This window comes from Bradyrhizobium guangzhouense (assembly GCF_004114955.1).
Lineage (GTDB): Bacteria > Pseudomonadota > Alphaproteobacteria > Rhizobiales > Xanthobacteraceae > Bradyrhizobium > Bradyrhizobium guangzhouense.
On the sequence record NZ_CP030053.1, the window covers coordinates 5,630,528 to 5,643,468 of the forward strand.

The following is a 12,941-nucleotide window of genomic DNA, read 5'->3' on the forward strand; positions in this document are numbered from 1 at the left end:
GACTCGTTCCTCGGTAGTCTTCTCATTTATTCAGCCGCTTCAGCAAGCGGAATTGCGTGGTCGTCATTGCTCCCATGCTGCGGCGCGGCAGGCTGTTCCGGCGTGCCGGCTTCGTCCAGGCTTTTCCTGAACCACAGGGCATAGAGGCCCGGCAGGTACAGCAGCGTCAGGAAGGTCGCGACGAACAGGCCGCCCATGATGGTGATCGCCATCGGGCCCCAGAACGCCGAGCGCGACAGCGGTATCATGGCGAGGATGGCGGCAAGCGCCGTCAGCACCACCGGACGGGCGCGACGGACGGTCGCCTCCACGATCGCCTCGCGGCGCGTCAAGCCATGAGAAACGTCGGTCTCGATCTGGTCGACCAGAATGACCGTGTTGCGCATGATCATGCCGGCGAGCGCGATGAGGCCGAGCAGCGCCACGAAGCCGAACGGGGCGTTGGCCACGTTGAGGCCGAAGGAGGCGCCAACGATGCCGAGCGGCGCGGTCAGGAACACCAGGAACAGGCGCGAGAAGCTCTGCAACTGGATCATCAGCAGCGTCAGCATCACCATGACCATCACGGGGAAGAGGACGAAGATCGAGGCATTGCCCTTGGCGGACTCCTCGAACGCGCCACCCGGCTCGATGCGGTAGGCCGGCTCGAGGCTGTCCTTGATCGCCTGAAGCTTCGGCGTGATCTGGTTGGTGATATCGGGCGCCTGCACGCCGTCGATCACGTCGGAGCGCACGGTGATCGCCATGTCGCGGTTGCGCCGCCACATGATCGGTTCCTCGTGCGCGTATTCGATCTTGGCGATCTGCTGCAGCGGCACGGCAACGCCGTTCTTCGAGGTGATGGTGAGATCGCCGACGCCGCCGAGGTCGAGACGTTCGGACGGGATCGCACGGGCGACCACGCCGACCTTCTCGATGCCGTCACGCACGGTCGTGACCTGCGTGCCGGAGATCAGCATCGACAGCGCCTGCGAGACGTCCTGCGGGGTCAGGCCCATGGCACGGGCGCGGTCCTGGTCGACGACGAGCTTGAGGTAGGGCGACTGCTCGTTCCAGTCGAGCTGGACATCCTTGACGTTCTTGTTTTCGCGCATGACGTCGCGAACCTGGTAGGCGATCTCGCGCACCTTGTTGGCGTCAGGCCCGATCACGCGGAACTGCACGGGGAAACCGACGGGGGGGCCGAAATTGAAGCGGTCGACGCGCACGCGCGCCTCGGTCAGCATGCCATCGGCAACCGCACCCTCGATCTTGGCCTTGACCCGTTCGCGCGCCTCGACGCCCTTGGCGACGATGACGATCTCGGCAAAGGCCTCGTTCGGCAGTTGCGGGTTGAGGCCGAGCCAGAAGCGCGGCGAGCCCTGGCCGACATAGGACGTATAGGTCTCGATATCCTTGTCGTCTTTCAGCAGCGTCTCGGCCTTCTTGACGGCCTTCTCGGTGACGTTGAAGGCGGTGCCCTCAGGCAGGCGCAGCTGCAGGAACAGCTCGGGCCGCTCCGACAGGGGGAAGAATTGCTGCTGGACGTGGCCGAAGCCGACGATGGAGGCGATGAACACGCCGACGGTCGCGACCACCACGGTGATGCGATGATTGACGCACCATTGCACGATGGCGCGCAGGCCGCGGTACATGCGGGTCTCATAGACCGCATGCGGATCGTGATTGGCGTGCACCTTGATGTTCGGCAGCAGCTTGACGCCGATATAGGGCGTGAAAATCACCGCCACGAACCAGGATGCGACCAGCGCGATCGCCACGATCCAGAAGATGCTGCCGGCATATTCGCCGACCGCCGAATTGGCAAAGCCGATGGGAAGGAAGCCAGCGGCCGTGACCAGCGTGCCCGTGAGCATCGGAAACGCGGTGGATTCCCAGGCAAAGGACGCCGCGCGCATGCGGTCCCAGCCCTGCTCCATCTTCACCACCATCATCTCGACCGCAATGATGGCATCATCCACGAGCAGGCCGAGCGCGATGATCAGCGCACCGAGCGTGATGCGGTGCAGGTCGAGCGACATCGAGTTCATGACGATGAAGACGATGCCGAGCACCAGGGGCACCGACAGCGCGACCACGATGCCGGTGCGCCAGCCGAGCGCCAGGAACGAGACGAACAGCACGATGACGAGCGCTTCCATGAAGGAGTGCACGAACTCGCCGACGGCGTGCTCGACCACCTTGGGCTGGTCGGCGATCAGCGAGACGTCCACGCCCTGCGGCACGGCCTTCATGAATTCGGCGGTCGCCTTCTCGACCTCCTTGCCGAGTTCGAGGATGTTGGCGCCCTTGGCGGTGACGACGCCGATGCCGATCGCGGGCTTGCCTTCCTGGCGGACGACGAAGCTCGGCGGATCGACATAGCCGTGGGTGACGGTGGCGATGTCGCCGAGACGGAATACGCGGCCGTTGCTCTCGACCGGGGTCTCGGCCACGGCCTTGGCACCGTCCAGCGCACCGGTGACGCGCAGCGGCACGCGCTGCGAGGAGGTCTCGACCGTGCCGGCGGGCACGACGTTGTTCTGCTTGGCGAGTGAATCGAACAGCGCCTGCGGCGTGATACCGAGCGTGGCGAGCTTGGCGTGCGAAAACTCGACGTAGATGCGCTCATCCTGATTGCCGTACATGTCGACCTTGGTGACACCAGGCACCTTGAGAAGGCGCTGGCGGAAACCTTCGGCGACCTTCTTGAGCTGGGCGTAATCGGCGCCGTCGCCGGTCATCATGTAGAGGATGGAATCGACGTCGGAGAATTCGTCGTTGACGACGGGTCCGAGAATACCTGCGGGCAGCTGGCCCTGGACGTCGACCAGCTTCTTGCGCAGCAGATAAAAGAGATACGGCACGTCCTTCGGCGGCGTGGAATCGCGGAAGGTGACCTGAAGCGCGGTGAAGCCGGGCTTGGAATAGGTCTGCACCTTCTCGAAATAGGGCAGCTCCTGGATCTTCTTCTCGATGGGATCGGCGACCTGGGCCTGCATCTCCTGTGCGGTCGCGCCCGGCCACAGCACGGAGACGTTGACGACCTTCACCGTGAAGAACGGATCCTCGGCGCGGCCGAGCTTCTGATAGGAGAAGAAGCCGGCGACGCCGAGCACGAGCATCAGGAACAGGACCAGCGTCGGATGGCTGACGGCCCAGGCCGAAAGGTTGAAGCGCTTCATCGCACTCTCCGGAAAAGACGATCCAATTGCCACGAACGACAGCCGCTCTGTTCAAACCGTCGTCGCGAGGCAGCGAAGCAATCCAGGGGGCTGGGCAGGTTCTGGATCGCTTCGCCGCTTCAGCCTTTGCGTAGGGGCAAAGGCAGAAGCTCACCTCACACGACGTAACTCGTAAGAAACACTCAGAAGGCCAGCGACGACACGACCCGCACCTTCTGGCTGGGATCGAGCTTCTGCACGCCGAGGGCGACGATCTTGGCGCCCTCGTCCACACCGCCGGTGATGACGACGTCGTTGCTGTCGTAGGATTTCACCGCAACAGGCTTGAGCGTGACCGAACCGTTGTCGTCGACGACGAAGAAGGACGGCTTGCCGCCTTCGTTGAACAGCGCCGACAGCGGCAGCCGCGCGACGCGCTCGGTGGCGGTGTCCGACAGCGTCAGTGTCGCGGTCATGCCGAGTGCGACCTTGTCGTCGGCCTCGGGCAGCGAGAATTTTGCGAGATAGGTGCGCGTGGCCGGATCGGCGGCCGGCGCGATCTCGCGCAGCTTCGCGACATATTTCTTGTCCGGCTCCGACCAAAGAGTGACGCTGGCGACGCCCGACTTGGCGCGTCCGACCAGCGTCTCAGGGATCGCGACGACCGCTTCCTTTTCGGCAAAGCGGGCGACACGGATCGAAGCCTGGCCCGCGGCGACCACCTGGCCGGGCTCGATCAGCGTTGCGGTGACGACGCCACGGGCGTCGGCGTTGAGCGTCGCGTAGGAAAGGGAATTCTTGGTCAGTTCGACCGAGCGGACGGCGCGGTCAAGGCGCGCACGGGCTTCGTCAGCGGCGGCGCGGCTCGAATCCATCGCGGCGTCGGTGGTCCAGCCCTTGGCCTTCAGTTCCTTGGCGCGCTGCTCGGCGGCAGCGGCCTGCGCCAGCACACCGGTCGCAGCGGTCTGCTCAGCGACGGCCTGCTCGGCCTGGAGCTTCAGATCGACCTCGTCGAGGGTGGCGAGGGCTTGGCCGACTTCGACGGTCTGGCCGACCTCGACAAGGCGCTTTGCGACCTTGCCGGCGACGCGGAAGCCGAGATCGCTCTCGATCCGGGGCTTGATGGTGCCGACGAAGCTGCGTTCCGGGCTCTCGGCATCATAATGCGCGGTCGCGACCAGGACCGGCCGCGGGGGCTCGGCCTTTTGCGCCACGGAATCGTTGCATCCCGCCAACGCCGCGGCCATCAGGGCCAGCGACACACCCGCCAAGAGCCTGGAATAGCTGGATAAAACCGACCGAACGAACATCGGGGACACTCCTGCGCCTGCAATGAGAGGAATGTCGAATAATCACTGATAAAAGTCAATAATCGTCAGTCATCAGGAATGCGTGATCGTTAAGGGGTGGTAAGGATCGGCAGGGCGTTACCAGGAAGGTGCTATCGTAGGGTGGATTACGCTGCGCTAATCCACCCTCCAGGACCGTCTGCTCGGCTCTACCGTCTCTATTCGGCGAACTCGTGCTTGGTCTCATGGCCGCCGATAAACACCAGGATGCCGGCGAGCAGCGGCAGCACGGCGAGCACCAAGAGGCCGGTCGAGGTCTGCCCCGTTGCTTCCTTGACCCAGCCGATCAGATAGGGGCCGCCGAAACCGGCGAGATTGCCGATCGAGTTGATCAGCGCGATGGCGCCGGCGGCCGCCGTGCCCGACAGCCAGGCGGTCGGCAAGGTCCAGAACACACCGAAGACGCAGAACACGCCGATCGCGGCGAAGGTCAGCGCCACCATCGTCAGGGTGGGATCGGTGAGATAGCTGGAGATGGCGAGCGCGACCGCGATCAGGATCATGGGCGCACCGACATGCACAACGCGCTCGCGCGTAGCATCCGAATGCCGGGCCCACAGGATCATCGCGACCGTACCGAACACATAGGGGATCGCGGTCACGAAGCCGGTCTGGGCATTGGTGAGGCCGAACGCCTTGACGATCTGCGGCAGCCAGAACTGCATGCCGTAAAGCGCGCCGACGAAGCCGAAATAGATCAGGCTGAGCGCGATCACCTTCGGCGAGGACAAGGCTTCACCGAGCGAGAAGTGCTTCACGGCCTGCTTGGCGGCAATTTCCGAATCGAGCTTGGCCTTGAGCCAGGCCTTCTGCTCGGCCGAGAGCCAGTCCGCCTTCTCCGGCTTGTCGGTGAGATAGAACCAGGTGACGATGCCGAGCAGCATCGAGGGAATGCCCTCGAGAATGAACAGCCACTGCCAGCCTTGCAGGCCCATGACGCCGTCGAGCCCGAGCAGGAGCCCGGAGACCGGCGCGCCGATCACGGTCGAAACGGGCACGGCGATGGCGAAGGCCGCAAGGAAACGGCCGCGATATTCGGCCGGATACCAATAGGTGAGGTAGAGGATGATGCCGGGGAAGAAGCCGGCTTCGGCGACGCCGAGCAGGAAACGCAGGACGTAGAAGCTGGTCACGCCGCTCACCAGCGCCATCAACGCCGAGATGATGCCCCAGGTGACCATGATGCGGGCGATCCAACGGCTGGCGCCGAACTTTTCCAGCGCGAGATTGCTCGGCACCTCGAAGATGAAATAGCCGATGAAGAAGATGCCGGCGCCCCAGGAGAAGATCAGCGGCGTGAACTTCAGCTCCGCGTTCATGGTCAGCGCGGCAAAGCCGAGATTGACGCGGTCGAGATAGGAGAAGAAGTAGGCCAGAACCAGGAATGGAATCAGGCGCCAGGAGATCGCGCGGATGGTGGAGGTCTCGATGGCGCTTTTCGCGCTGGTCGAAGCGGTGTAGGTCGTGGTCTGGCTCATGGCGTCCCCCTGGGGTTGTTGCTTTTGTGGGCTGATCCGGGGTTTTGAGCATCGCCGCGAAAGAGTCAATGGAGCAAGCAATGCACGGGGCGCAGCCAATCATTCTGCCGCGCTGCTACTGCTCGGACTGTGGAATTTGGCGGCGTATGCGGTTGCGATTCTGTTGGGCGTTTGGATGGATCGACTTGCCGCAATACGCGATCTCGTAAGCTGGCAAAGCGAAGCGCGCCAACCACACGCAGATAGTGGGCACGGCGCCGTTGCGAGCAGTCATCACTCCTCGAGCTGAAACCGCTCGAACCGATCGAGCTCTTCCTCGATCTTCTGCTTCAGCTCCTTGCGCCCTGCCGTCTTCTTGCCCTGGCCGACCCAGGTCCATTTCTGCATCAACACCTTCTTCGCCTGCCGGTCGGTCTTGAGATCGAGCGCGGCGACGATCTCGTCGCCGACCAGCACCGGCAGCGCGAAATAGCCGAGCTTGCGCTTGGCCTTCGGCACATAGGCCTCGAACAGGTGGTTGTAGCCGAAGAACAGATTGGTGCGCTTGCGCTGGATGATCAGCGGATCGAACGGCGAGAGGATGTGGACGAGATCTGACGACACTTCGGCGGGCTCGAGCGCCGCAGGTGCTGCCCAATGCTCCTGCTTTCCGGCGCCTTCGATCACAACAGGCACGAGTTCGCCGCGGCGGACGCGCGCGGCGACCAGGGCGCCGACCGCCTTCTTGCTCGGCGCATCGAGATGGCAGATCGAATCGAGGCTGACGACGCCTTGCGAGCGCAGCGCGCGGTCGAGCAGATAGGCCGTGATCTCCTTCGGCGATGCCGGCTTCGGTAATTTGTCCCAGCCGAAATGCCTGACCATCAGGTCATAGGTCTTGAGCATGCCCTGACGCGCACTGATGGTCGCGACGCCGGTATAGAAGGCCAGTTGAAGCGCCCGCTTCGAGGGTTTTCGGCTCTGCCAGAGATGCTCCTTCTCGATGAGCACGTCGTCCTCGATGTCGCGGATCGTCAGCTCACCCGCCCGCAACAGCCGCATCACCTTGCGCGTGTCGGTCGCTGTCACCGAGGCATACCATTTGTGCCCTTCGCGCTTGTGCTCGCGCATCGCCGGCAGGAAGAAGCGAAAGTCGTTCGACGGAACGTAGGACAGCGCATGGGTCCAGTATTCGAACACGCTTTTGTCGACGCTCTGCGCCTGACGCAGATCGGCGCGGCGATAGGATGGGATGCGGCTGAACAGGATGTGGTGATGGCACCGCTCGATCACGTTGATGGTGTCGATCTGGACGTAGCCGAGATGGGCGACCGCCTCAGTGACGGCCTGGGCGCCCTCGCCGAACGGTTCGCGCCTATCGAGCCGCTGGGCCCGCAGCCAGATCTGCCGGGCCTGTGTCGTCGAAAGCGGAAGGGGTTTTGGTGCGCGGGCCATTGCGAGAGGCAATGTAGCCGGATTCGCGCCGATCAGAACAACAACGAACGAAACAACGGGGAGAGGAAAAGCCGCGCTGCCAGCTGCTGACAGCGCGGCTGGACGGCAAGGCCGGAACCTACTTCATCATCATGGCCTTCTGCGCCTTCATGTAATGCATGCAGGCGCCTTTCATCTTGCCCATGCTCATGTCCGTGTTGACCATGGCCATTTCCTTGTTCATGGCCGCCTTGGCGGGAGTATCGGTCGGGCCGGTCATCATGGCCGTCGATTTCATCATGTTATCGTTGGTGCACGCCATCATCGCGGCGGATGCCGGCGAAACGGAAAGAGCAAAAGCGAAAAAGGCTGCGGCGGTGACCAAGGTCCTCATCGAGAAGTCTCCTCAAGTAAAGCGAAACCGGCGTCATGCCGGCATTCGCAATTACGTATTCTCTGGCGAGAACGTTTCGCGGAGAAGACAATTTTCTTGTTGCAGTGCAAAGCGGGCCGACGTTGGCGACCGTCCTTCGGCGCCTTGGCCCGGCCGTTGGCCCGGTCACCGACGCTGGCGGTGGCGACGTCGGGCTCGCAGGAGGCCCTGCCCCGCCCCTCCGCCTGGCAGCAGTAGACGTTGCCGGTGGGACGATCGACCAGCCACATGGTCTGATCGGTGGCAGCTTCGCAGGCCCGGCCTGCGAACGTGACGAAGATCACATCGGAGCCATTGAACCTTCGCTAGGCTCGCAGCATCAAATCGCCATCAGGCGTCACAGCGAGGATACGACAATGACCCATTTGAATAAGTCTTTTGGACTGAAGGCGATCACGCTGACGGTCGCGCTGTCGATGACGGCGGGCCTGGCCTTCGCCGGCGACAGCAACGTCTCCTCCAGCCAGATCCTGGATGCGCTGAAGCCGAAGCCGATCACCCGCGGCCTCTCCGTCGGTCCGCAGGCCGATCCGACCGCGCAGGCCAAGGAAGCGACCTTCCTGAACTCCGTGCGCAACCGGCAGACCCGATCGCTCTCGATGGGCGAACGCGACCAGATCGCCGAGCTCGCCTCGACCAAGCCGAACATCGATCTGGAGATCCAGTTCGACTACAACTCGGCCGACATCGCCAAGACCTCGGTGCCCTCGGTGCAGGCACTCGGCAAGGCACTGTCGGATCCGTCGCTGAAGGGCTCGACCTTCGTGGTCGCCGGCCATACCGATGCGATCGGCACGGAGGAGTACAATCAGGGCCTCTCGGAGCGTCGCGCCGACACCATCAAGAAGTACCTGGTGCAGAACTACGGTCTGAACGGCAGCGACCTCGTCACCGTCGGCTATGGCAAGACCAAGCTGAAGGACGCCGCCAACGGCGCCGACCCGATCAACCGCCGCGTCCAGGTCGTGAACATGGACACCAAGACCGCGTCCAAATGATCTGAACAAGTGACCTGAGGGGCTGTTGCAACAGTCGCCAAACCGCCTGCCGCGCGCGTGGCAGGCGGTTTTCTGTCGTCAGATCCAGCTCTGAAACAGCATCAGGTGGTTGAACGTCTGCATCGACGTGCCGATGAAGGCCGCCGAGATCGGCAGCATCACCGCAAAGCCGATCGCGGCCATGCCGACATAGGCCCACAGCAGCCAGCGCGGCAGCCCCTCTCGGCGCAGCGCATAAACCAGCGCAAGCGACGCAACCGTTGCGGCCGGCAGATAGTAGTAGATGAAGCCCAGCGTGCGCGGGAGCAGAGCCCAGGCGAGCCAGCAGCCGAAATAGAACGCCGCGATCAGAAACGCATCCCAACGACGTGCGATGACGAAATCGCGCAACACGACAGCAAGCGCGAGCAGCGCCGGCCACGCGACCAGCGGATTGCCGAGGAAGACGACCGCAGCAACGTTGTCGTCCGCGATCTTGTCGAACAGGAACCACACCGGGCGCGCGAGCAAAGGCCAGGAGGGCCACGAGCTCATGTAGGTATGGCCGGCGATCGCGGTGGTGGTGTTGTCGGCGAATATCCGGCGCTGCGCCTCGATCAGATCCGAGAGCGACAGGCCGTAGAGCGGAACGAAAGCGGCGAGATACGTCACCGCCGGCAACAGCACAAAGCAGAGCGCGGCATCATGCGCCCTGAATGTGGGCCAGAGATCGGGCCGGTACCAGTCGGTTGGCTTCGCATCGGCAAACAGCGTATGCCAGCGCTGCATCAAGCGGATCATCGCAACGATCACGATGCAGCCAGCGAGCGGAAACAAGCCACTCCATTTGCACGCGGCTGCGAAACCGAACAGCGCACCCGCGGTCGCGAACAGCGCCTGCGGCCGCTCTCGCCGAAAGCCGTGCATGAAAGCAGCGATGGCGAGCAAGCCGAGGCCCAGCGCAAAGATGTCGAGCATCGCGATGCGCGCCTGCACGTAAAGCATCTGGTTGAAGGCCGCGATCAGCGCTGCCGCGATCGCAGGCCCTTGCAACCCGAACAGTGCGAGCCCGCAGAGATAGATCGCGACGACAGCGAGCGCGCCGAACAAGGTTGCCGGATAGCGCCAGGCAAACGCATTGTCGCCGAATGCCGCGATCGATGTCGCGATCAGCTCTTTCGCCAACGGCGGGTGCATCGGATTGAGCATCGGCTGCGGCGCAGTCAGGCCCAGCATCTGCCGCGCTGCCGGCACGTAATGCACCTCGTCGAACACGAACTTGTCCGGCGTCGTCAGCCCGATCAGCAGCAAGAAATGCGCGGCTAGGAAGATCGCGACAGCGATCACTGCGCTTCGCGACGTCATCGGCACCGCATGTGCTTCCAGCGACTGTTGTAGGGCTATTTTGCGTGGCAAATCTGCGTCACCGCCAATAAAAAACAACTCTGTCGATCCATTGAACGCATTCTGCCGCAACTGTCACTAAGCTAACGCTCGTCTCGCGCCGCCTGTGATAATTCTGCCACAAGACGGGCGCGCGCGATCCAGAGCGATCAGGGACCTCGATCGGTTACGACATGAATTTGCGTTTTCTGCTTTTCCCAACACTGCTGTCGGTCGCATTATGCGCTGCGCCTTCTGTGCAGGCCCAGACGCGCGTCGGCGAAGCCGTCCTCGTCCAGAACGAAGTGGTACGCGTGGCCGCCAGCGCGACGCCGATCAATGTCGGCGACAGCATGCTGCGCGACGAGACCGTCCGCACCGGCGCCGACAGCGCGGCGCGCTTTGTCATGGCCGACAGCACCAACCTGTCGCTCGGGCCGAGTGCGACGCTGAAGCTCGATCGCACCGTCTTCAACGACGAGCACAGCTATCGCGACGTCGCGATCCGAATGGCGACCGGTGCATTCCGCTTCGTCACCGGACATTCGGAGAAAACCGCCTACAAGATCACGACGCCGCTCGCGACCATCGGCGTTCGCGGCACGATCCTCGACATCCTCTCGCAGCGTGGCCGCTCGGTCGTCGTGCTTCAAGAGGGCGCGGCCAGCGTCTGCACGCTGAGCTTCCAGTGCATCCAGCTCACCCAGCCGGGCGACACCGCGATCATCACCTCGACCGGCGGCAAGGTCACGATCACCAAGACCAACGCGCCGCCCTGGACGTTCGCGGCCAACTGCGCCGCCAATGCCGGGCTGTGCACCGTCAACCAATATGCCGATGCCTCGCCGACCACACCCGCCGTCCACGACGACGGCATGCTGTGCGGGCGCTGACGATGGCAAAGCCCGGTTTCAAGAGGCTTGTCCTGGCCTTTGCGCTCGGTGCGACCGCCGCGCTCACGCTGTTCGCGCTCGACGCCCGTCCGGCGACAGCCGCGACCTTCTGCGAATCCGAGTGCGGCAGTCCGACCCCTTCCCCGTCACCGACATATTCGCCGTCCCCAACGCCGAGCGCATCGCCTTCCCCATCTCCGTCCCCCTCGCCAAGCCCGTCTCCGTCGCCAAGCCCCTCTCCATCGCCAAGCCCCTCTCCAACACCGAGCCAGGCTCCGTCGCCGACCCCGACGCCTACCGGCTCCGATTCCAGCGGCAACTCGATCAACGGACTCGCGGGCCAGCGCTTCAATCAGATGATCACCAACCGCGTGCTCGGCACGGTGCTGCTTGGCGTCAACGAGCAGATCAATTGCAGCGACTGCATCAGCGCGTTCGGCTCGGCCGGCTCGTTCTCGGCCGGCATCCACGGCCGCAAGGAGCTGACGCCCAATTTGTCGCTGCTCGCCGGCATCGCCTACACGCAATACAACGAGGGCGGCTATCACATCACCAGCGCGCCGATCGGCGCCTTTGCGCTGCGCTATGACTTCACCGATTGGGGCTCATCGCGTCCGTTCTTCGACGTCGGGACGATCCTGACGCCGTGGGAGAAGGCGCGCTACACCCGCAGTTACAACACCAGCCTGGGTCCAGTGAGCGTGACGAGCTCAACCGATGCGTCCAATTACGCGGTCTTTGGCCGCGCCGGCTGGATCAGTCGCCTGTCACCGCGCGATGAGGTCGCAGCCTCCATCGAGGTCTGGCAGCTCTGGCAGCGCGTGTCGGGCTATGCCGACAACACGGTCGCGTTCAATCCGTTCGACGCCACCGTTGCAACAGGCACCGACCGTACCAGCCTGGTCAAGATCGGCGGCCAGTGGACCCATCTCTTCGCCAACAATATCGAGACCAACATCAACGGCGGCTGGGTGCAGTCCTTCGCCAGCCACAGCGGCATCGTCGCCACCGTAACCGGCGACGGCACGGTGGTGCCGACGATGGGCAACCAGGGCTGGTTCGAATATGGCGGGCGTCTCGGCTTCCGTGTGCAGAAGGGCTGGGTCGTGGACCTCTTCGCCAACGGCACGCTGGGCCCGCAGCCGGTGGGCAACACGATCCATGGCGGCGTAGGGCTACGGATCAATTATTAGCGGACGAGCACTCCCAAGACTCCGCTGTCATGCCCCGCGAAGGCGGGGCATCCAGTACGCAGCGGCGGTCGTTGTGAGAGCGAGCTCTTCGACGAACGCCTCTGGAATACTGGATCGCCCGCCTTCGCGGGCGACGACACTTGTCGTGTAGCAACGGCACTGCCCTTCAAGCCGCCGACTTGCCCTCGAACGCCCGCCGCAACACCTCCACATCCAGCTTCACCATGTTCATCATGGCCTGCCACGCGCGGGCGGCGGCAGCCTTGTCGGGGCTCGACAGGTACTCGAACATCGCCTTCGGCACCACCTGCCAGGCCACGCCCCAGCGATCCCTGAGCCAGCCGCACTGCTCTTCCTTGGCGCCATGAGCGAGGAACGCATTCCAGACGCTGTCGACCTGAGTCTGGTCGTCGCAGTGGATCATCAGCGAGATCGCGTGGGTGTATTCCATCTTCATGCCGCCGTTGAGCGCGACCAGCGGCTGCCCGGCCACCGTGAACTCGACGACCAGCACCGAGCCCTCCTTGCCGGAAGGGCCATCCGAAACGTTGTGCTGGATGTGCGTGATCTCCGAATTCGGAACGAGCGAGACGTAGAACTTGGCGGCTTCCACGGCATCGCCGCTGAACCACATGCAGGGCACGAGCTTGGACATTGCGAATGCTCCTCTTCAGCTTTC

At 63.6% G+C, this 12,941-nt stretch carries 11 protein-coding genes; 3 read left to right on the forward strand and 8 right to left on the reverse strand.

Annotated features, from left to right (window positions below; genetic code table 11):
- Positions 1-26: 26 nt before the first annotated feature.
- The 6 genes from XH91_RS26935 to XH91_RS39265 form a co-directional block, all read right to left on the reverse strand.
- Positions 27-3,164 carry an efflux RND transporter permease subunit gene (locus XH91_RS26935; protein WP_128953394.1) on the reverse strand — a complete coding sequence of 1,046 codons (3,138 nt, stop codon included), beginning with the start codon at positions 3,162-3,164 and terminating at the stop codon, positions 27-29.
- Positions 3,165-3,346: 182 nt separating this feature from the next.
- The gene (locus XH91_RS26940; RefSeq protein WP_128953395.1) at positions 3,347-4,453 is read right to left on the reverse strand and encodes an efflux RND transporter periplasmic adaptor subunit; all 1,107 of its coding nucleotides are present in this window, start codon (positions 4,451-4,453) and stop codon (positions 3,347-3,349) included.
- Positions 4,454-4,650: 197 nt separating this feature from the next.
- Positions 4,651-5,970, reverse strand: a complete 1,320-nt coding sequence (locus XH91_RS26945; protein WP_128953396.1) for an MFS transporter — start codon at positions 5,968-5,970, stop codon at positions 4,651-4,653.
- A 273-nt stretch (positions 5,971-6,243) separates the two neighbouring features.
- Positions 6,244-7,404 (reverse strand): winged helix-turn-helix domain-containing protein, encoded by a 1,161-nt coding sequence (locus XH91_RS26950; protein ID WP_128953397.1) that lies wholly within the window; start codon positions 7,402-7,404, stop codon positions 6,244-6,246.
- A gap of 118 nt (positions 7,405-7,522) precedes the next feature.
- On the reverse strand, positions 7,523-7,777 hold the full coding sequence (locus XH91_RS26955) for a hypothetical protein (protein ID WP_128953398.1): 255 nt from the start codon (positions 7,775-7,777) through the stop codon (positions 7,523-7,525).
- Positions 7,774-8,100 (reverse strand): hypothetical protein, encoded by a 327-nt coding sequence (locus XH91_RS39265; protein WP_128953399.1) that lies wholly within the window; start codon positions 8,098-8,100, stop codon positions 7,774-7,776. The genes XH91_RS26955 and XH91_RS39265 overlap by 4 nt, the downstream gene beginning before the upstream one ends.
- A gap of 72 nt (positions 8,101-8,172) precedes the next feature.
- Between XH91_RS39265 and XH91_RS26965 the strand changes: the two genes are divergently transcribed.
- Positions 8,173-8,814, forward strand: coding sequence for an OmpA family protein (locus XH91_RS26965; RefSeq protein WP_128953400.1), 642 nt, complete (start codon positions 8,173-8,175; stop codon positions 8,812-8,814).
- 78 nt (positions 8,815-8,892) lie between these two features.
- On the opposite strand, the gene XH91_RS26970 is transcribed toward XH91_RS26965, so the two are convergent.
- Positions 8,893-10,158: a phospholipid carrier-dependent glycosyltransferase gene (locus XH91_RS26970; protein WP_128953401.1), complete on the reverse strand. Its 1,266-nt coding sequence runs from the start codon at positions 10,156-10,158 to the stop codon at positions 8,893-8,895.
- A 212-nt stretch (positions 10,159-10,370) separates the two neighbouring features.
- On the opposite strand from XH91_RS26970, the gene XH91_RS26975 reads away from it, so the two are divergent.
- On the forward strand, positions 10,371-11,069 hold the full coding sequence (locus XH91_RS26975) for a FecR family protein (protein WP_128953402.1): 699 nt from the start codon (positions 10,371-10,373) through the stop codon (positions 11,067-11,069).
- A gap of 2 nt (positions 11,070-11,071) precedes the next feature.
- Positions 11,072-12,262, forward strand: coding sequence for a hypothetical protein (locus tag XH91_RS26980; protein ID WP_164934059.1), 1,191 nt, complete (start codon positions 11,072-11,074; stop codon positions 12,260-12,262).
- Between the two features lie 166 nt (positions 12,263-12,428).
- Here the strand turns inward: XH91_RS26980 and XH91_RS26985 are convergent, their stop codons facing one another.
- The gene (locus XH91_RS26985; protein WP_128953404.1) at positions 12,429-12,917 is read right to left on the reverse strand and encodes a VOC family protein; all 489 of its coding nucleotides are present in this window, start codon (positions 12,915-12,917) and stop codon (positions 12,429-12,431) included.
- Between the last annotated feature and the right edge of the window lie 24 nt (positions 12,918-12,941).

Bases quoted from the DNA above. Each gene is read 5' to 3' on its own strand.
- XH91_RS26985 (WP_128953404.1), bottom strand. From the start codon at position 12,917: ATGTCCAAGCTCGTGCCCTGCATGTGGTTCAGCGGCGATGCCGTGGAA.
- XH91_RS26980 (WP_164934059.1), top strand. From the start codon at position 11,072: ATGGCAAAGCCCGGTTTCAAGAGGCTTGTCCTGGCCTTTGCGCTCGGT.
- XH91_RS26945 (WP_128953396.1), bottom strand. From the start codon at position 5,970: ATGAGCCAGACCACGACCTACACCGCTTCGACCAGCGCGAAAAGCGCC.
- XH91_RS26965 (WP_128953400.1), top strand. From the start codon at position 8,173: ATGACCCATTTGAATAAGTCTTTTGGACTGAAGGCGATCACGCTGACG.
- XH91_RS26970 (WP_128953401.1), bottom strand. From the start codon at position 10,158: ATGACGTCGCGAAGCGCAGTGATCGCTGTCGCGATCTTCCTAGCCGCG.
- XH91_RS26940 (WP_128953395.1), bottom strand. From the start codon at position 4,453: ATGTTCGTTCGGTCGGTTTTATCCAGCTATTCCAGGCTCTTGGCGGGT.
- XH91_RS26935 (WP_128953394.1), bottom strand. From the start codon at position 3,164: ATGAAGCGCTTCAACCTTTCGGCCTGGGCCGTCAGCCATCCGACGCTG.
- XH91_RS26950 (WP_128953397.1), bottom strand. From the start codon at position 7,404: ATGGCCCGCGCACCAAAACCCCTTCCGCTTTCGACGACACAGGCCCGG.
- XH91_RS26955 (WP_128953398.1), bottom strand. From the start codon at position 7,777: ATGAGGACCTTGGTCACCGCCGCAGCCTTTTTCGCTTTTGCTCTTTCC.
- XH91_RS26975 (WP_128953402.1), top strand. From the start codon at position 10,371: ATGAATTTGCGTTTTCTGCTTTTCCCAACACTGCTGTCGGTCGCATTA.